We start from the raw sequence: 19,733 nt of genomic DNA, 5'->3' as shown, positions 1-19,733 counted from the left end.
CTGAGAGCGAGTCCATGAAAACAAGAAAAATACTGCTGCAATCCGGCGTCCTGACGCTTTCGCTGCTGGCTACCGCCGTGATGGCCAAAGTGTCCCCCGAGGAGGCCGCACAGCTGGGCACCACCCTGACCCCGATGGGCAGCGTCAAGGCCGCGAACGCCGACGGCAGCATTCCGGCCTGGAGCGGAGGCCTGCCAACCACAGCGGGCGCGGTGGACGGCAAAGGTTTCCTGGCTGATCCCTTTGCCAACGAGAAACCCCTTTTCGTCATCACTGCAGCCAATGCCGAGCAGTACAAGGACAAGCTTTCTGCAGGCCAGCTGGCCATGTTCAAGCGCTACCCGGACAGTTACCGAATCCCGGTATACCCCAGCCATCGCACCGCAGCGCTGCCAGCCGACATCTATTCGATCATCAAGGCCAGCGCGACCAAGACCGAAGAAGTGGATGGCGGCAACGGCCTGAGCGGTTTTTCCGATACCCGCTACTATGCGTTCCCGGTGCCTAAGAATGGCATCGAAGTGCTCTGGAACCACATGACCCGCTACCGGGGCGGCAACCTGCACCGCCTGGCGACCCGCGTCCAGCCGCAGGCCGATGGATCATTCAACATGATCCAGATCGAGGACGAGATCTCCTACCCGCGTGAATTGCCCGACCTGGACAAGGACAAGGCAGAAAACATCTTGTTCTACTTCCTGCAACGGGTAACCGGGCCCGCGCGCCTTGCCGGCAACGTCCTGCTGGTGCACGAAACCATCGACCAGGTGAAGGAGCCGCGCGGTGCCTGGCTGTACAGCGCCGGCCAGCGTCGCGTGCGCCGGGCGCCACAGGTCGCCTACGATGGCCCGGCCACCGCCGCCGACGGCCTGGCCACCGCAGACAACTTCGACATGTTCAACGGCGCGCCAGACCGCTACACCTGGGAGCTGGTCGGTAAACGGGAGATGTACATCCCCTACAACAGCTACAAGCTGGACGCCCCCAGCCTCAAGTACGCGGACATCATCAAGGCCGGCCATATCAACCAGGACCTGACCCGCTATGAACTGCACCGGGTCTGGGAAGTGGTGGCCAAGCTCAAGCCCGGTCAACGCCATATCTACTCGACACGCCACATGTACTTCGACGAAGACACCTGGCAGCTGGCGGAGGTCGATCACTACGACGGGCGTGGGCAACTGTGGCGGGTCGGTGAAGGGCATGCCCAGCAGTACTACCACAAGCAAGCACCCGGCTATACCGCTGAGGCCCTCTATGACCTGCAATCGGGCCGCTATTCGGTACTGGGGCTGAAAAACGAGGAAAAGCGCAGCATCGAATTCGGTGCCGTGGCGTCGACCAGCAGTTACACCCCGGCCGCGTTGCGCCAGACGGGCGTGCGCTGAGTCGCGGTGTTGCATTGGGTTGTGCAGGGCGGCTATCCAGCCGCCCTTTTTTTCCCCTCTGCTGACTGACGATAACGTCCTTACTGGCGACGAATAGAGAGCGTTTGTGCGTTCGTGTACTCCATCAGGCCATCGATGCCGTTCTCGACGCCGATGCCCGACTGTTTATGTCCACCCAGTGGCGTGTAGGGGTTCAATTCATGGATCTCGTTGATCCACACCTTGCCGGTCTGAAGGCGCTGGGCAATGGCAGTGGCCAGTTCCACGTCCTTGCTCCAGACCGATCCGCCCAGGCCATATTCGCTGTCGTTGGCGCGCGCGATGACTTCATCGATGTCGCAGAACTTCAGCAGAGGAAGGATCGGGCCGAACGGCTCCTCGGTGACGATTCTCGAATCATCGGGCGGGTTGTCGACGATCGTGACGGGGAAGCAATAACCCGGCCCTTGCGCCAGGTTGCCCCCCAGCAACACGCGCTGGTCCTGTTCGCGAATATCCGCCAGCAACGCCTTCAGGCGCTCGAACTGCACGGCATTCTGCACAGGCCCCAGCCCCGTCCCTGGCAAGCTGCCGTCGCCGACGCTGACGTTGCGGGCGTACTCGACGATGGCCTGGCTGAGCGGCTCATAGATGTCCTGGTGAATGTACAGGCGCTTGATCGCCAGGCAGAACTGACCGCTGTTGCTGAAGGCGCCCCAGAACAGCTTCTCTGCGGTCTGCGCGATGTCCACGTCCGGCAAGACGATGGCCGCGTCGTTACCGCCGAGTTCAAGGGTCAGGCGTTTGAGGTTGCGCGCGCCACTTTCCATCACGCGGCGGCCGGTGGCGGTGGAGCCGGTGAAGGACACCTTGTCGATCTGCGGGTGAGCCGTCAGCCACGGGCCGAGGTCATCTCCCCCGCTCACCACGTTGACCACACCGGGCGGCAGCAAGGTGTTGATCAATTCGGTGAGCTTGAGGGCCGTCAGTGGCGTGAACGGCGAAGGCTTCAGCACCACGGTGTTGCCCGCGACCAGTGCTGGGGCCAGTTTCCACACCGCCAGCAGCACGGGGAAGTTCCAGGGCACGATCGCACCGACCACGCCAATCGGTACGCGACGGACCTTGACCAGGTGCTCGGGGCTGTCCTCGATGATCGTTTCGGTGGGCGCCATCTTGGCGAATTCGCTGAACCAGGCGGCCGCCGCGCCCACTTCGAAGCGGGCGTAGTCCAGGGTCTTGCCTTGTTCACGGGTCAGCAGCTGGGCAAAGCCCTCCAGCTGCTCAAGCAGTTTCTGCCCTATGTCGGCGACCAGTGCCTGGCGCTCGGCAACAGGCATTGCCGACCAGGCGGGAAAGGCACGACGCGCAGCCGCGACTGCCGCATCGAGTTGCTCGCGGCTGGCATCGGGTACCAGGGCGATGACCTGTTCGTTGGCCGGATTGATCACCCCGAGGTGACGATCGCTGTCGGTAGGTTGACCATCGATGGTCATCAGGTACCGGGAAGTCAGTTCAATGCTCACAGTTGAAACTCCAGTGCTTGTCTTTGGAAACCCGCGAGCAACGGTACGACGCCGAAGAAATGGAAAAAAATAAATAATCGATAAGGCAGATATACGCCTTGCCTATATCGCCTCCCCTCTTCTGTTAGTTCAATCAGGACGCGAGTGATGAATCTGCGCAGTGTCGATCTGAATCTGTTGACCGTGTTCGACGCCATCATGGCCGAGCAGAACCTGTCCAGGGCTGCGGACAGGATCGGCATGAGCCAGCCGGCGATCAGCAATGCGCTGGCGCGCCTGCGCCACGTGCTCAAGGACGATCTGTTCGTGCGTACGGGCCACGGCATGCGTGCCACGCCCCGGGCACAGGAACTTGCCAAGCCCATCCGAAAGATTCTCGACATGGTCGTCACCACCCTGACCCAGGGCGTCGAGTTCGACTGCACTTGCAGCGAGCGCGTGTTCAACCTGGTGCTGTCGGATTATGGGGAAGTGGTCGTGCTCGCGCCCCTCATGGATTGGCTGGATACCCTCGGTGCCAAGGTGCGGATCAATGTCGAAACCTACATGCAGGGTGAACTGCAGGAAAAGATGCGCTTCGGCAAGATCGACCTGTGCCTGTGGACCGAGCCCCTGCCGGGCGAGGCGTTCAACAGCCAGTTGCTGCTCAAGGAGGAACTGTACTCGATGGTACGGCGCGACCACCCGCGGGTGGGTAATCAGCTGACGCTCGAACAGTACCTGACGCTCAAGCATCTGGTGCTGGAATGGCCGGACGCCGATGACCTGCGCCCCGTGGAACGGCGCCTGGAAGCACTCGGAGTGAGCCGCGAGTACTACCTGCATGTGCACAGTTTCTTCAGCATGCCGTGGATCGTTGCCGGCAGTAACGTGGTATGTACCATGCCATCACGCATGGCCAGGACATTTTCAGCGTTGCACCCGCTGAAGTGTTTCAAGACTCCACTCGAAGGCCTGGAAATCCCCATCCACCTCAGCTGGCACCAGCGTTTCCAGCACGATCCTGCGCACCAGTGGTTGCGTAACGGTATCGCCAGCATTTGCGCTCGGCTGTAGGCGCAGTGATCTGAATCAGTCGTTGGTATGAGCAGAATCATACTTGCGGTGCTTACCGCCGGCCTTTGCTGATCATTAAGTTGTGGCTCCCCTTCCCCTCGACTGGAGAGCTGCATGAAAACAACAACAAGGCATGCCTGTATTCGACCGCACCTGCTGGTAATGGCCGGTTCCCTGGCATTTTCTGCCCAGTCCCAGGCGGTAGCTTTCAACATCGGGGAAATCGAAGGGACGTTCGATTCTTCCCTGTCGGTAGGCGCCAGCTGGTCAACCGCCAACCCTGATCGTGACCTGATTGGTGGCAACAACGGTGGCGAGGGCCTGGCGCAAACTTCCGACGACTCGCACCTCAACTTCAAAAAGGGCGAGACGTTCTCGAAGATCTTCAAGGGCATTCACGACCTTGAACTCAAGTACGCCGATACCGGTATATTCCTGCGCGGGAAGTATTGGTACGACTTCGAACTCCAGGATGAGCACCGTCCTTTCAAGGACATCGACAACAGTGGCCGCAAGGAGGCGGCGAAGTCTTCCGGTGCGCAACTGCTCGACGCCTTCGTCTACCACAACTACCAGGTCGCCGAGCAACCCGGTTCGGTGCGCCTGGGCAAGCAAGTGGTCAGCTGGGGTGAGAGCACTTTCATCCAGAACGGCATCAATGCCATCAACCCTGTGGATGCCGCTGCGTTCCGACGACCCGGCGCCGAAGTCAAGGAAGGGCTGATTCCGGTCAACATGTTCTATGTGTCCCAGAGCCTGTCGGACAGCCTGTCGGCCGAGGCTTTCTACCAGCTGGAATGGGACCAGACGGTGGTCGACAACTGCGGCACCTTCTTCGCCCAGCCTGACGTGGTGGCAGACGGCTGCACAGGCAACTTGCGAGTCCTCTCGCCTCGTTCGGCAATCCCCGCAGGCGGGCTGGCGGCCTTGCAGCGAGTGTTCGGCGCCGATATCAACCAGGAAGGCGTGCGTGTACCGCGTGGCGCGGACCGCGATGCCCGCGACAGCGGCCAATACGGAATTGCACTGCGCTTCAATTCCGATGCTCTGAATACCGAGTTCGGCGCGTACTACATGAATTACCACAGCCGTCAGCCGTTCTTCAGCGCGACGGCGGCCAACCAGCAGGTATACACCGCGGCCCAAGCGCTGTTGACCGGGCCGGCCGCCGCCCTGCAACCGGTAGCAGTGGCGGCCAACTCCCGCTACTTCATCGAGTACCCCGAAGATATTCACCTGTACGGCCTGAGTTTCTCCACCACCCTGCCCACCGGCACCGCCTGGCAGGGCGAGATCAGCTACCGGCCCAATGCCCCCGTACAATTGAACACTCAGGACATCCTGTTCGCGGCAGTCGGCCCGCTGGGCGGGCCGGTGCTGCCCAACGCCTCGGTGCTGGACATCGCACCGGGCCAGGACCTGCATGGCTATCGGCGCAAGGAGCTGACCCAGTTCCAGACCACCTTCACTCACTTCTTCGATCAGGTGATGGGCGCCGAGCGCCTGACTCTGGTCGGCGAGCTCGGCGTGGTGCATGTGGGCGGGCTGGAAAGCAGCGCCCAGGCGCGCTACGGGCGCGATCCGGTGTTCGGTGAAGGGCCGTTGCCGGCCAGCGCCGGGGGTGCGATCAATACCTGTCGCCAGCTCAACCTAGGCACGGTCGGTGCCAATGGCAAGAACCTGACCCGCTTCTGCGAAAACGAGGGTTACACCACCAGCACCTCGTGGGGTTACCGCCTGCGCGCGATCTGGGACTACAACGACGTCTTTGCCGGAATCAACCTCAAACCGAACCTGGCCTGGTCCCACGACGTGCAGGGCTACGGCCCGAACGGCCAGTTCACCGAAGGGGCCAAAGCCCTCAGCCTCGGCCTGGATGCCGAGTACCGCAATACCTACACCGCGAGCGTCTCCTACACCGATTTCTTCGACGGTGATTACAACACGGCCGTCGACCGCGACTTCTTCGCGGCCAGTTTCGGCGTGAACTTCTAGCACGCACTCGCCGATATCAGGCAACCCAATATCAGAACTCGTCTTTATTGATTTTCATTGGTTTTTCGCCTGTTGTAGTGTCGCTTGCCAGCCGTGCCCTGCACCTGCTGGCAAGCCGGTTTGTCTACAACAAGAACAAGGCTGAGAACCGCCATGCAAGCCCTGCACTCCTGCACCCTCGTCCTTGAGCCGATTGCGCTCGAGCAGCTTTGCGACCACCTGTTTGGCGCAGGCGAAGGCCAACGCCTGCTGCAGGCGTTACTGCCTGTGACCGCCTGGCCACAGCGCTCGCTGCACGCCCCTGTGCCGCACTGTGCTGGCGTACCCCCTTCAAAGTCGCAACTCAGCGCGCGCGAATTGACGGTGCTGAGCTTGATCGCCCAAGGCTTGTCGAACCAGGAAGTGGCTGAGCGACTGTTCATTTCCCTGCACACGGTGAAAACCCATGCGCGGAAAATCAATTGCAAGTTGGGCGTGGAGCGTCGCACACAGGCTGTTGCGCAAGCCAAGGTCATGGGGTTGCTGGTGTGAGGAGCAGCGCCCATTCGCGGGCAATCCACGCGATCCCTGTGGGAGCCGGCTTGCCGGCGATGAGGCCGGAACAGGCAAAACGGGGCAGCTTGCAGCGCCGGTTCGGGCCCTATCGCCGGCAAGCCGGCTCTCACAGGAAAAAACCACAGCGTTCGAAGAATGGGGTGTCGCTTCGGGAGTGCAGTCTCGAAAGATCAAAATGAATCGGAGTGTAAACTTGCCGATACACCAAGTGCTCTTTTAAGTACCGAACATCAGAAATCAGACAACGCACTAATCTGGCAACTTGCCAGCCTGCCGGGTTTTTCTAAACTTCAACTTGCCAGTCTCTGCCAACAGAGAACAATGTTCGCCGCTCCGCACGTTCGACCTCATCGACGTAGTGCAAGCCGCTGTTCGTGGCTTCTGGATACGGTCCCGCTCCTGTGCCAAGGGCGACCTGATTCAGGTATGCCCCATGGACACAAACAACAATTCAACGAGTAACTATGCGGTCTGGCTGCCCGGCAGCGCATTGATACTCAGCCTGGTGATTTCCACCTTTGCCCTGACCCGCGCGCCCTTCCTTGAAACCCGCCCGGAGGGTAGCCAGTTCCAGCCACACATGCCGATCGAAGCACGCCTGTGGCAGGACCCTTTCGATGCACTTGAGCGTTACCGTAAACGTATCAAGGAACTTAATATCACCCCCCCTATCGCGGCGTGCACTGGCACAAAACCTGAAAAGAAGGCCCAGCTCATCGTTGCGTTGGTGGAAGATGGCGCCTATGCCGAAGCTGTCGAACTTCGCCGCCGGATGCGCTATGCCATTCTGGCAGGCCTGAAGGGCGCTCGACTTGTCCCCGAAGATGAGCAACATGTTCGCTGCCTGGCCATGACATATTCGTTGGGTTTTGCCAAAGAGCAGAAAGTACCCGCGGAAGTGGAGGTACCCTACGAGGACTTCGTAGCCGACCCACTGGTACCCGCCCCGATCAACGACGAAGATCCGCTGCCTCCAGCGCGGGTTAGGCTGCTTTGGCTCAAGCAGGATGTGCTCGAGGAGGATCCGCTGGGCCAACTGAGCAGTTTCAGGGACACGTTGAGTACGGAAATGCCAGACGCCACACTCAAGGTGATCGGGCCCGCCGATTCACACATGCTGCGCATCATGTACCGACAAGAAGCCCTCGCACGCTACGGGCTCGGCACTGACGGTAAACCTCCCCCTCCTCCCCCTCCTCTTCCTCCCACTCTCGCGGGTAGTGGTGAAACTTTCACGCCAGCAGTCATTCCGCCAAACATCGAAATCTATTCACCCTTGGCCACCGCTGACAAGAAGCTGTTGCTAGGTGACTTCGACAAACGCGGCCAAAAGGCCGTCTCCCCGTTCAAGGGCATCCAGCTGATCCGCACCGTCAGCGACGACACCACGATGGCTCGCCTGTTACTCGACGAGCTCAAGCTACGCCATGTCGACCCCGCAGCCGGCGCACACTGCGCCACCCCGCAAGATGAACGGCAATGCTTCCCCGAGCGGCGCAGCGCGAATCGCATCGCACTGATTTCCGAATGGGACAGTTTCTACAGCCGCGCACTGATCGAAAGTTTCCGCAGCAAAATAGGCGAGCGGCCCTCGATGCCGCCTCTGGACAGCTCCAGGGTCGACCCTTGGGTTCTGCGCTACAGCTACTTGCGCGGTTTGGATGGCCGTCTACCGGAGGACACCATTGCCAAAACTGACCAGAAAACCGAAAAAGACAACCGCACGGTCGACCTCAGCCCACTGGAAAAATCCGACGGCAACTCGCAACTGGATTACCTGCGCCGCCTGGCCGATCACATCATGATGCAGGACCAGGCCTTCCGTGATGCGGGCAACAGCGGCATCGGCGCAATCGGCGTGCTGGGCCTGGATACCTATGACAAGCTGCTGGTGCTGCAGGCCCTGAAGAGCCGCATGCCCAACAAACTGTATTTCTCCACCGACCTGGATGCGCGCATGTTGCAGCGCGGGCAAGCCCAGGTGACGCGCAACCTGGTGCTGGCATCGCCCTACGGCCTGACCCTCACCCGCGCCTTGCAGCAGGAGATGCCGCCGTTTCGCGACAGCCTGCAAAGCGCGGTATTTGTCTCGGTGCTGGCAGCGCTGGCCCCCGAGCCGTTCGACGCCAAGCGCTGGAAGTTCGATTACTCCAAGGCCGGCATTCTGTCACCGAGCATCTACGAAGTGGGCATCAGCGGCTTCATACCGCTGGAAAGCAGCCTCACCAAGCGACGCGCCATCGATTGCGCACCGATCAGCAATCGTTCGAGTCAGGGCACCTATATCCGGCCTCAGGACATCATGGCCCTGCGCTGCCTGCAGGACCCCTCCCCGCCCATTTATCCAGAGCCTTCCGAGGCATTGAAGCATCGGTTGAATCGCATTCTGTCGCTATTCATGGCAGGACCGCTGGCACTGGTACTGGTGGTCCTCGGGTTGGTGTTGAGCTGGTGGAGCAGCAGTAACCGCGACAAAAGCACGGGGCTGGGCGTATGGGTGCCATCAGCCCTGTATGGCGTGGCAGCGCTGACGGCATGGATCGCCACAAACGCCTGGCGGGTCGAGATGCTGTGGGTAACCTTCGGCCTGATCCTGCTGGGGCTGATCGCAACAGGCCTGAACCGTCGCGCACGGAACAAAGGCAATGCCGCCGGTAACTCGGCCGTGGCTAGTGGCCTCTTCGATGCCAATGCCTGGTACGTACTCGTGCCGCTGGTGATCTTCATCCTGGTATTGCTGCGCGGCTATCAAGAGCGCGAAAGCTTGACCGAGCAAGGTCTGGGCGAACCGATGTTCCTGTTCGAAGGCATCAGTGCCTGGCCAACCCTGGCCCTGAGGTTGCTCGCGGTGATCATATCGCTCGCCGCACTGGCCTGGGGTGCGCGCAATCTGCGGCTCAATCATCAGGAGATCGAGCGCGAATACCACCTGCATGTCGTTGAAAGGGTCGGCTTGTGGCAGCAACTGATGAAGTTGACTGACCATGGAAAAATGCGATCACCGAATAGTCTGGCCAAGGCATTGGGCGAGTGGCTCAATCACGTTTTCCTGCCGCTCTCACCCAACGCCCAGCCCAAGAAGACCCAACCTGGCTCTAACGAAGTCCTGACGTACTGGACCGAACACCGTATCTGCGGCAGTTTCGGTGCTAGGTTGTTGCGCGCGATGCTCGGCTCCTGGATCTTCCTGGTGCTCACAAGCCTGCTGTTCGTGCTGTGGCCCATGGATGGCGACCCCGTGCGCGGCAACCCGCCGCTGCGAGGCTGGAACTGGCTCCCGCCTGTGTTGGCGTTCAACCTGCTGGTGTTCTGGGTAGTCGACGCCAACCGCCTGTTGACCCGCTTCATCCGCCAACTGAGCCAGGAGCACTGGATCTGGCCAAGGGAGTTGCAACGCGAGCAGAAAGCGCTGTTCGGTGACATCTACAACCCGGTGCCCAAGGCCGCTCACCCCAGCATCGACGAATGGTTCGGCCTGACCCTGATCGCCAAACGCACCGCCGCCGTCAGCCGCCTGATCTACGCGCCGACCGTGGTGCTGTTGATCCTGATCGTTTCTCGCAGCAGCTACTTCGACAACTGGCCAACCCCGCCAGGGATGATCATCACCTTCGCATTGACGGGCCTGATCTTGCTCGTTTCGGCGCTTTCGCTGCGCAGGGCTGCCGAGAAAGCGCGGACAGTCGGCCTTCAACGCATCGACCAGTACTTGCTTGAAATCGCGGGCAACGAAACCTTGTCCGCCAAGTTCCGCTTGATTCGCGAACGCATCGTGGCACTGAACACCGGCGCCTTTTCCCGGTATGCCGACGAGCCGCTGGTACGCGCGCTGCTGCTGTCACTGACCGGCATCGGCGGGTCGGCGCTGGTCGATGCGTTGAACTACGCGAAGTTCTGATGCAACCACACGCCGGCCTTGGGGCCGGCAGAGGAGCACATCATGCCTAATGCAAACGATGTCCAATGGTTCAAGTCACACTTCCAGGACCGCCTGCAACCTGCCTTGACCGGGACTCCGCTGACCGTGGATTTCCTCACTGCAATCGCTTGCCAGGAGACGGGGGAAATCTGGCAGAACCTGCGCCACGACCTCCCGGAAGCCGAGGTACTGAGGCTGTGCGTCGGCGATACGCTCGACGCGGACAAGGGACGCAAAGCCTTTCCCAAGGACAAGGCCGCGTTGCTGGCAGCCCCGCGCGGCGAGGAGATGTTCGAACTCGCCCATCGTTCGCTGGTGGAGATGGCCGAGCACATTCGCGGCTACGCGCCCGTGGCGAGAAGACAGAACAAGTTCTGCCACGGCTTCGGCATCTTTCAGCGCGACCTGCAGTTCTTCAAGGATGACCCCGATTACTTCCTCGACCAGCGCTACGCCCAATTCGATGGCGCACTCGATCAGTGCCTGAGCGAACTCAAGCGCGGCCTGAAAACGCTGGGATTGTCCAAGGCGCAATCGCTCAGCGACCAGCAGCTGGCATCGGTCGGCATCGCCTACAACACCGGCGGTTTCAACCCGAAGAAGGGCCTGCGCCAGGGCTTTTTCGATGGCCAACGGTTCTACGGCGAGAACCTGCTCGACTTCATTCAACTGGCCCATACCGTCAGCATGGACGGCGCGCCGCCACAGCTGGCCCCTGCCGCGCCAGGCCTTGCGCTGTTGCCACCACCGAGCACACTGACGGCCACCGGTGAGTTCCTGCGGGTGGACACCCGCGAAAGCACCCTGCGCGTGCGCAGCGAGCCGCGCATCAGCGAACCGTCGAATGCCAACGTCATCGGCAACCTGCCCGACGGCCACCCGGTACGTGCTGTCGGTATCCGTGCGCAGAACGGCTTCCGGGAGATCGAGACCTCACTGTCCGGCGCGTTGCTGCACGGCTTCGTCGCGCAGAAATTCCTGGTGGCGGATGAGTCGATCGAGGATGTGCCCATTACCCTTCCGGCGCCTACGGCGCCCAGCACCGGCATCGTCGCTGCGCACCTGGCGCACAAGCCCAACCAGGTCACCCGACGCATTGCACCAGCCGCTGCACATTCGCTGAACGAACGCGGTCAACCCCAACGCCAAGGCGACACGCCCCAGGCACTGCGCACCGAGCTGGCGGCCATCATCGACTGGCTGGGCGTCGACAACCCAGCCAACAAACGCTACCAGCCACGCGATGGCCTGACCTTCTGCAACATCTACTGCCACGACTATTGCGCCCTCGCCGGGGTGTATCTGCCGCGCACCTGGTGGACGGCCAGGGCGCTGCTGGACCTGTCGCACGACAAGCCCGTGGCACCGCTGATTGGTGCCACGATCACCGAAATGCGGGCCAACGACCTGTTCCGCTGGCTGCGTGATTTCGGCAGCGCGTTCGGTTGGCGGCAAACCGGCACGCTCAGCAAACTGCAGCAGGCAGCCAACCAGGGCGGCGTTGCCCTGATCGTTGCACGGCGCAAGGAAGATGGCCGGTCTGGGCACATCGTGGCAGTGGTGCCCGAGGACGCCACCCACAGCGCCAGGCGCGATGCCGCCGGTGACGTGATTGCGCCGCTGCAGAGCCAGGCAGGTGCGCGCAACTTCGCGTATGGAACCGGTACTGCCAACTGGTGGAACGGCGAGCAATTTGCCGAAAGTGCGTTCTGGATACATGCGTAGTTCATCACTTCGTCAACCCGAACAGAGGGCGGTTTCATGTCCAACATCGTGATTTGCTGCGACGGCACCTGGAACACGCCCGAACAGCTGGATAAAGGTGTCCCGGCCCCCACCAACGTGGTCAGGCTGCATAACGCCGTGGCGGACGAGGACGCCGCCGGTGTTCATCAGGAAAAGTACTATCACCCCGGTGTCGGTACCTCCGGCAAATGGTGGGACAAGGCGTTGGGTGGCGGCACAGGGTCAGGGTTGGACGCCAACATCAAGAGCGCCTACCAGAAGCTTTGTTACTGCTATCAGCCGGGCATGGACATCTATCTGTTCGGGTTCAGCCGTGGCGCCTATACCGTTCGAAGCCTGAGCGGATTGATCAGTCGTTGCGGCTTGCTGAAGATTGCAGACATGCCGCCAGCGGACGTCTGGAGCAACATCGACCGCCTGATGAAATTCGGCTACCGACGCAAACTGGAAGATCGCGAAGACTGGGACACGTTGGGCTGGCAATTTCATAACGCCAAAGGTGCCAGCATTGCGATTCGCTTCATCGGCGTGTGGGACACCGTCGGCGCACTGGGCATACCCGACGACATGGCCTTGCTCAACCTGCTCGATGATCGCAATCGCTACACCTTCCACGACACCGCCTTCCACGCCGCGGTAAAGACGGGCCGTCATGCCTTGGCGATGGACGAGCGCCGTGCGTCCTTCCAGCCCACGCTATGGACAGATGTGCCCGCAGGCTGTGACGTGCAGCAGTTGTGGTTCCCCGGCGTGCACTCCGATGTCGGCGGTGGCTATCGTGAAAGCGGCCTGGCTGACGGCGCGTTGCAGTGGATGGTCGAGGAAGCTTCGAAATGTGGGCTGGCGTTCACCCCCAAGACCATCAAGCAGATTCGCCCTGACTTTCACGACATGATGCATGACTCGTGCGACGGCGTGTTCAGCTTGTTGCCCACGCAACCGCGCAGCATCCCCAACCTCAAGGCGCAAGAAGCCAGTTTTCATCAAACCGCGCTCGAGCGTCAGAATGACCCGCCCATCACTCAACACCCCTACCGGCAGTCTCGCCTGATCGCACCGCCCCTCCCGTTGGTGATCGACATTGCGGCCCGCGTGCCGTGGAACGAAACCGGCCTGTGGCTGGAAGCTGGCAAGACCTACCATTTCAGTGCCTCGGGGGAATGGCTCGACAGTTCGATCAGCTGCGACCCCGGCGGTACCGGTGACGGTAATTTCCAGCCGGCGGAGGTCGCCCACCTGGTGGCCAGCGCCCTCGGCCAGGTGGAGACCTGGTACAGCAAGCTGTTCAAGAACAACGATGCCAACTTCAACTTCACCAAGCGTCATGAACAGTTCAACTGGTTCAGCCTGATCGGGGCGATCGCCAACAGCGATGGGGTGGATGCCAAAGGGTATCTGATCAAGCCGGAAGTGTTCGAGATAGGTAAAGGGCGCACCTATACACCAAAGCGGTCGGGCTATTTGTATGCCTATGCCAATGATGCGTGGAACTGTTATGGCAACAACCGAGGGCATGTTGCGCTGACGGTGAAAGGATGAGGTGTCGGTTTCATCGACGTTAGACGTTATCAGCGCACGGACTGTCGCCGCCGGCACCCCCTACCCTGCCCGCGGCGACAGCGCATGAAGCACCGCCTTCACGGCAATTGGAAAATATCCGCCAGCACTGCGCTTTGCTCCACCTTGCGCCGCTCGGCGACAGCGTCGTACACCACCAGCAACGAAGGCTTCTGCCCGGTTTCAGGCACGTACAGGGTGATGCCTTCTGCATGGTCGCTGCCGTCGCCATAAGGTACATCCAGCATGGGCTGCAATACGCTCGACGGGACCATAGCCTCGTCATCGGGTGCGCAACCACCGGGCCATCGGAAAACTTTGACCGGCCCATCGAGATCCAGGGTAGGCCCCGCAAGGATCAGCAAATCCGAGCCCTGCACGCACAGGTCGCGAATGCCCAGCCCCCCGAGTTGGAGGAAGTGCTTGCGGTAGCGCCGTTTGTTCGGCCCGATGGCCTTCAGGCTCAGGGTGGAAGAGCCGGGGTCGTCGTCGACCGCCAGCTCCAGCGCCACCGCCCAGCCGCGCAAGACCGGCCCGCGCAGGCCAATGAAGATCCGCCCGTCCACAACCGCAAGGCCTTCGATGTCAAAGCCATTGTCCTTGCCTGGGATCGCAAGGAATGGTCCGAGATGTTCATCGTCTTGCAGCGCGTCGGTCAGTTCGTCGCCAAACGCGTTCCCCCGCAGCCGGGCGGCGTAGAGGTCCTTGCCGTGCCGGGTAATGCGTTCTTCCAGCCGGCAGCCGCCGGCCTCTTCCTGGATGGGAATGCGGGCCAGCAGGTAGCGGTTGCCATCGCGGCCGATCTTGGCCAACTGCTGGCTGGCTTTGCCGTACCCCTCCTTGAGCTTCGGCTTCTTGCGCTTGAGGCTGTGCGAACCCACCAGCCAGAGATAACCGCCATCAAAGGCCAGCCCCTCGATGTCTGCCTCGTCCAGTTCTTCCGGGTCATCGCCGGGTGGCACTGGCAGCGCCAGATAATCGCCGAGCTGAAACTGCTTGTGCTGGCCGTAGCGGCAAGCGCCAGCGCCATCGTCCGGCAGTGGCGTCAGCCGCTCCAGGCTCACCGTTTCATCGTTGGCAACCCAGAGCGTCGTGCCGATCTGCAAGGCAACGGATAGCCCATCGCGAAGCGCCTTGCCTTTGGCCAGGTCATTGAGATCGGCATCGAATTGCAAGGTTACGACATGCCCCTTGTTCATGCTGAAGGCCCTCGTTTGACCCGTCGTAGCAAGCGCCGCCCCTGCTCACTCGAACTAGTCAACAGCGAGTGGCGAGCAATTGCAAAGACACGCCCTAGACGATTTCGCTATGCACTTTATTTCGTGCCAAAGCACAATTTCCGACTTGAATTCCGGCGTCCCGATGATTGCCAAAGCGCGCACAAAAAGGTCAAACTGCGACTCATTATCATTATTGATCTATTTCCATGTCTGCCGACGACAGTGCCCTGCGTTTTGCCGCCCACGAGCTCTACAGTACCCACAGCGCCTGGCTACGCGGCTGGCTACGCAAGCGCCTGGATTGCAGCAGCGATGCCGCAGACCTCGTCCAAGACACTTTCGTGCGGGTGATCAAGGCCCGTCAGGCCCTGGAGATTCGCCAACCGCGGCAATACCTCAGCACGGTAGCCAAAGGCTTGGTGATCGACCTGTTCCGCCGCCGTGCACTGGAGCAAAGCTACCTCGAAGCGCTGGCCGCACTCCCTGTCGACGTCTACCCCTCGCAAGAAACACAGGCCATCGTTCTGGAAACCCTGTTGGAAATCGACCGCATGCTCGACAGCCTGGGCGATAAGGTCAGGCAGACGTTCATCCTTTCCCAGTTCGAGGGCCTGAGCTATCCGAAGATCGCCGAGCGCCTGGGCATCTCCCTGCGCACGGTGAACAACCACATGGCCAAGGCCATGGAGCATTGCTGCCTGATGCGCCTGGGGTTGTTGTGACACACGTGCGCCCACCCTTGGACCCCGCCGAACGCGAGGCGCTGCGCAGCGCGGCGCAGTGGTATGCGCAGCTCACTTCCGGGCTGGACTCGGCCACCGTGCAACTACGCTGGCAGCACTGGCACGATGCCGACCCGCTGCACCGGCACGCTTGGCAGCAGGTCGAGGCCGTGCGCCAGCTGGTCGAATGTGTGCCAGGCAATCTCGCGGCACCGGCCCTGCAGCAGGCCAGGGAATCGCGCCGCCGGGTACTGCGCCAGCTGCTGGTGCTCGCCGGTGTAGGCGCTGTGGGATGGGCCGGCTGGGAAAGCGACGTGAGGACGAACCTGCTCGCCACTCACCACACCGGTGTTGGCGAACAGCGTGGCGTCTCGTTGGCAGATGGCAGCCAGGTCTTGCTCGACAGCCGCTCGGCGCTGGACGTGCGTTTCGACAACGATCGGCGTCTGCTGCGCCTGCTCAGCGGCCGGGTAATGGTGCAGACGGCTGCCGACGCCCTCGCCCGTCCATTCCTGGTTGAGACTGCCCAAGGCCAGGTGCAGGCATTGGGCACCCGCTTCACCGTGCAGACCGACGCGCGCTACTGCGAAGTGGCGGTGATTGAAAAAGCCGTGCAGATCCGCCCTGCGGACAGCGACCAGTCGCTGCGCCTGGACGCCGGCCAGCAGGTGCGGTTCGACCGTGCCCGGTCCGGCGCCCCTTGGCTCAGCGATGCCTCGGTGGCCTCGTGGCGAACGGGCAACCTGATCGCTATCAAGCGCCCGCTGGGCGATCTGCTCGAAGAAATGTCACGCTATCGCCGCGGCTGGCTGCGCTGTGACCCTTCCATTGCCGGGCTGCGGGTCTCCGGTGCCTTTCCCCTGGACGATACCGAACGTGCCCTTGCCGCACTGGAAAGCGGCTTTGAGCTGCGTATCGTGCGTCGCACCGACTACTGGGTGAGCGTCATGCCCAAGCACGCGTGAGACATCGCCGAAAAAATTCCTGGCGATGTTGCACTGTTTGCCTCGGCTGTTCGGCCAATCCTCAGACAGATGCCGTTCGATCGGTTTCATTTTGGGGAGGAAGTTCATGATGTACCCGTACACCCACCGACTCAGACCTTTGACCGCTGCCATTGGCCTGAGCCTCTGTGCCGTCACCCTGGCCAGCTTGCCGGCCGCCGTCTGCGCGGCCCAGATCAGCGACATGCGCCAGTACCAGATTCCGGCTGGCAGCCTCACCGAAACGCTCAGCGCGTTCGCCTCGGCGTCAGGCAGCGCGCTGTCGTTCGATGCGGCTTTGACCGAAGGCCATCCTTCTGGCGGGTTGCAGGGCAACTACAGCGTCGCCCAAGGGTTTGCCGTACTGTTGCAAGGCACTGGCCTGCAAGCCGTGGCGCAAAGCAATGGCAGTGTTGCGCTGCGCCCCTTGGCCAACCAGCAGGGCTCACTGGAACTGGACGCCACGACTGTCTCCAGCCGGCACCTGGACCCGACCTCGGAAGGCACCAACGCCTACGCGGCCCGCGCCGTGACCATAGGCAAAGGCGTGCACACCCTGCGCGAAACGCCTCAAGCAGTGACCGTCCTGACCCGCAGGTACATGGACGACCAGAACATCAACACCATCGAGCAGGCGATGGAGAAAACCCCTGGCATCGCGGTGTACGAGTCGCCCATGGGCGGCAAGTACTTCTACTCCCGCGGTTTCATGATGCAGGGGCAGTACCAGTACGACGGCGTGCCGCTGGACGTGGGGGGCGAGTATGTCCAGGCCAACAGCTTCTCCGGCGACATGGCCTTTTACGACCGTGTCGAAGTGCTCAAGGGTGCGGCGGGCATGATGAAAGGCTCGGGCAGCTCGGCGGGCGGGGTCAATTTCGTGCGCAAACGTGGTCAGAGCACACCGACCACCAGCCTGACACTCTCGGCAGGCTCGTGGGACAACTACCGCGGCCAGGTGGACACCGGCGGCCCACTCAACGCGTCGGGTACCTTGCGCGGTCGCGCCGTGGTGGCGCAGCAGGATCGCCAGTACTTCTACGACCTGGGCAAGCGCAACGACCAGATCTTCTATGGTGCCCTGGACTACGACGTAACGCCGGATACCACGGTCGGCGTCGGTGTCGCCTACGAACGCCTCGATGCCCGTCCTTGCTGGCACGGCCTGCCGCGCTACAGCGATGGCAAGGACTTGAAGCTAAGCCGCTCGACCTGCCTGGGGGCGTCCTGGAACAGCTGGGACAGCGAGCGCACCACGGTATTCGCCGACCTGAACCATCAGTTCAATGACGACTGGGCGATGAAGGTGGCCGGCGTCTGGACCCATAACGACCAGGACATCAAATATGCCTTGTCGGAAACCCCAGGTGGCGTAACGCCAGATGCCAGCTCGGCGCCCTCATCGGTGTACTCCGGGCTGTTCGACTACGACCAGACCGACTACGGCTTCGATGCCTACCTGGACGGCAAATTCGATGCATTCGGCCTGCAGCACGAAGTGATCGTCGGGGCCAACGCCAGCCGCGCGAAGACCCGTGACCATTGGGCGCTGATCAACATGACCGACTTGCTCGGTACCCGCCAGGACCCACTCAACCCCAACCCGCACATCCCCGAGCCTGACGACAGCTTCTACCCGCCCAATTCCTACCGCGGTGGCCCGATTCCCACCGAAACGGACACCAAGCAGTACGGAACCTACGCCACGCTGCGGCTGAAACTGGCCGAGCCGCTCACCTTCGTCCTCGGTTCGCGCGTCAGCTGGTATCGCAATACCCGCGACTCCTACACCCAGGCCTGGGACTACTGGCAGCACGACAAGAGCCAGGAAAACGGCGAGGTCACGCCCTTCGCGGCGCTCATCTATGACCTGAACGACAACTGGTCCGTCTATACCAGCTACGCGGACATCTTCCAGCCCCAGAGCACCTACACCGATGAGTCCGGCAGCCCGTTGCAACCCAAGACCGGCGCCAGCTACGAGGTCGGCATCAAGGGCGAGCTGCTGGACGGCCGCGTCAACACCGCCTTCAACCTGTTCCGCACGGTCGAGGAGCACCGCGCCGAAGCCAACTACGATTCCTCCTGCCCCGGCTCCTCGGACGGCTTCTGCTACAGCGATGTGGGCAAGGTCAGGGCACAGGGCTTCGAAGCGGAAATCAGCGGCGAGGTCATCGACCGCTTGCAAGTGCTGGCGGGCTACACCTACACCCAGACCAAGTACCTGGACAGCATGGATGACAACCCGCAGGAACCGGCCTTCTCGATCAGCTACTTCCCGCGCCACCTGTTCCGGGCTTGGGGTGACTACCAGTTGGCCGGGCCACTGGATCGCTGGAGCGTGGGGGCCGGGGTAACGGCACAGAGCGACGTTTCGTTCCGCGATGGGAACGTGACGCCTGCGGTGAAATCGGTTCAAGCCGGCTACGCCATCTGGAGTGGGCGCATCGGCTATCGAATCGATGAGAACTGGACGGTAGCGCTCAACGGCAACAACCTGTTCGACAAGAAGTACTACCAGAGCGTGGGCGCCGTTTCATGGGGCAACTTCTATGGCGAGCCGCGCAACTTCATGGTGACGCTCAAAGGGAGTTTCTGAGGCCCGACGCGAGATCGCTGTTTGCACGGTGTCGCGGAGCCAGGGCCCGGCCAGCAGCGTGGGCTCAGGCAGACAAGCTGCCCCGCAACAGAGGCAGCCTGCGCCTGGCAAAGCCAAACCGCTGATGCTGCACCGCGTGGTCAGTGTCCGCACCACGGTGGCCAACATCGCTGAGCCCGCAGGTTACGACCCTGGGTCGCCGCAAGCACAGCGAGACCTGATCACGCTTGTCGAACTGAAACTGCGCCTGAGCCCAAACCTTCACAACCGACTCACCGAGAATCCGCTGTCTGCCGATCAGCTCGTCACGCAGGACCGGCATGGCTGGGTATTGACCTGCCGGTTAAACGACAGCCAGGGGCTACGCCTGTTTCTGCTCAGCAACGCGGCAGACATCGAAGTACTGGCCCCCACTGATTTGCGGGCGTACATATGCGAGAGACTGCTCACGCAGGTCGTTTTCACAGGTTCGGGCGAGCGCTGAACGG

Annotated in this window: 12 protein-coding genes and 1 pseudogene; 11 read left to right on the top strand and 2 right to left on the bottom strand. The window is 61.7% G+C overall.

Features of this window, described 5'->3' with window-relative positions; translation table 11 throughout:
- The first annotated feature begins 14 nt into the window (after positions 1-14).
- Positions 15-1,388 carry a DUF1329 domain-containing protein gene (locus tag ACIPZG_RS10640; RefSeq protein ID WP_400713242.1) on the top strand — a complete coding sequence of 458 codons (1,374 nt, stop codon included), beginning with the start codon at positions 15-17 and terminating at the stop codon, positions 1,386-1,388.
- Between the two features lie 80 nt (positions 1,389-1,468).
- On the opposite strand, the gene ACIPZG_RS10635 is transcribed toward ACIPZG_RS10640, so the two are convergent.
- Positions 1,469-2,893, bottom strand: coding sequence for an aldehyde dehydrogenase family protein (locus ACIPZG_RS10635; RefSeq protein ID WP_400713239.1), 1,425 nt, complete (start codon positions 2,891-2,893; stop codon positions 1,469-1,471).
- 147 nt (positions 2,894-3,040) lie between these two features.
- On the opposite strand from ACIPZG_RS10635, the gene ACIPZG_RS10630 reads away from it, so the two are divergent.
- The 6 genes and pseudogenes from ACIPZG_RS10630 (at position 3,041) to ACIPZG_RS10605 (ending at position 13,703) form a co-directional block, all read left to right on the top strand.
- Positions 3,041-3,949, top strand: a complete 909-nt coding sequence (locus ACIPZG_RS10630) for a LysR substrate-binding domain-containing protein (protein WP_400713236.1) — start codon at positions 3,041-3,043, stop codon at positions 3,947-3,949.
- 114 nt (positions 3,950-4,063) lie between these two features.
- A complete protein-coding gene (locus ACIPZG_RS10625; protein ID WP_400713233.1) occupies positions 4,064-5,944 on the top strand; it encodes a DUF1302 domain-containing protein in 1,881 nt (626 codons plus the stop codon).
- A gap of 150 nt (positions 5,945-6,094) precedes the next feature.
- Positions 6,095-6,475, top strand: a pseudogene (locus tag ACIPZG_RS10620) (response regulator transcription factor); the annotation flags it as partial.
- A 457-nt stretch (positions 6,476-6,932) separates the two neighbouring features.
- Positions 6,933-10,397 (top strand): hypothetical protein, encoded by a 3,465-nt coding sequence (locus tag ACIPZG_RS10615; protein WP_400713230.1) that lies wholly within the window; start codon positions 6,933-6,935, stop codon positions 10,395-10,397.
- Between the two features lie 42 nt (positions 10,398-10,439).
- Positions 10,440-12,143 (top strand): hypothetical protein, encoded by a 1,704-nt coding sequence (locus ACIPZG_RS10610; RefSeq protein ID WP_400713227.1) that lies wholly within the window; start codon positions 10,440-10,442, stop codon positions 12,141-12,143.
- A 36-nt stretch (positions 12,144-12,179) separates the two neighbouring features.
- Positions 12,180-13,703 carry a DUF2235 domain-containing protein gene (locus tag ACIPZG_RS10605; protein ID WP_400713224.1) on the top strand — a complete coding sequence of 508 codons (1,524 nt, stop codon included), beginning with the start codon at positions 12,180-12,182 and terminating at the stop codon, positions 13,701-13,703.
- A 98-nt stretch (positions 13,704-13,801) separates the two neighbouring features.
- Here ACIPZG_RS10605 and ACIPZG_RS10600 read toward each other — a convergent pair whose 3' ends face one another.
- Entirely contained in the window at positions 13,802-14,920 is a 1,119-nt protein-coding gene (locus ACIPZG_RS10600) for a DUF3616 domain-containing protein (protein ID WP_400713221.1), read from the bottom strand.
- 227 nt (positions 14,921-15,147) lie between these two features.
- Here ACIPZG_RS10600 and ACIPZG_RS10595 point away from each other — a divergent pair, with 227 nt between their 5' ends.
- The 4 genes from ACIPZG_RS10595 to ACIPZG_RS10580 all read left to right on the top strand — a co-directional run bounded on the left by ACIPZG_RS10595 (position 15,148) and on the right by ACIPZG_RS10580 (position 19,729).
- Positions 15,148-15,663 (top strand): sigma-70 family RNA polymerase sigma factor, encoded by a 516-nt coding sequence (locus ACIPZG_RS10595; RefSeq protein ID WP_400713218.1) that lies wholly within the window; start codon positions 15,148-15,150, stop codon positions 15,661-15,663.
- A 5-nt stretch (positions 15,664-15,668) separates the two neighbouring features.
- Positions 15,669-16,628: a FecR domain-containing protein gene (locus tag ACIPZG_RS10590; RefSeq protein WP_400713215.1), complete on the top strand. Its 960-nt coding sequence runs from the start codon at positions 15,669-15,671 to the stop codon at positions 16,626-16,628.
- Positions 16,629-16,737: 109 nt separating this feature from the next.
- On the top strand, positions 16,738-19,245 hold the full coding sequence (locus tag ACIPZG_RS10585) for a TonB-dependent siderophore receptor (protein WP_400713312.1): 2,508 nt from the start codon (positions 16,738-16,740) through the stop codon (positions 19,243-19,245).
- A 124-nt stretch (positions 19,246-19,369) separates the two neighbouring features.
- A complete protein-coding gene (locus tag ACIPZG_RS10580) occupies positions 19,370-19,729 on the top strand; it encodes a WYL domain-containing protein (RefSeq protein ID WP_400713212.1) in 360 nt (119 codons plus the stop codon).
- Positions 19,730-19,733 lie beyond the last annotated feature (4 nt).

This window comes from Pseudomonas sp. NPDC089395, assembly GCF_044749525.1.
Classification (GTDB): Bacteria; Pseudomonadota; Gammaproteobacteria; order Pseudomonadales; family Pseudomonadaceae; genus Aquipseudomonas.
Note: the sequence above shows the minus strand (reverse complement) of the source record. Positions and strands in the feature narration are given on the sequence as shown.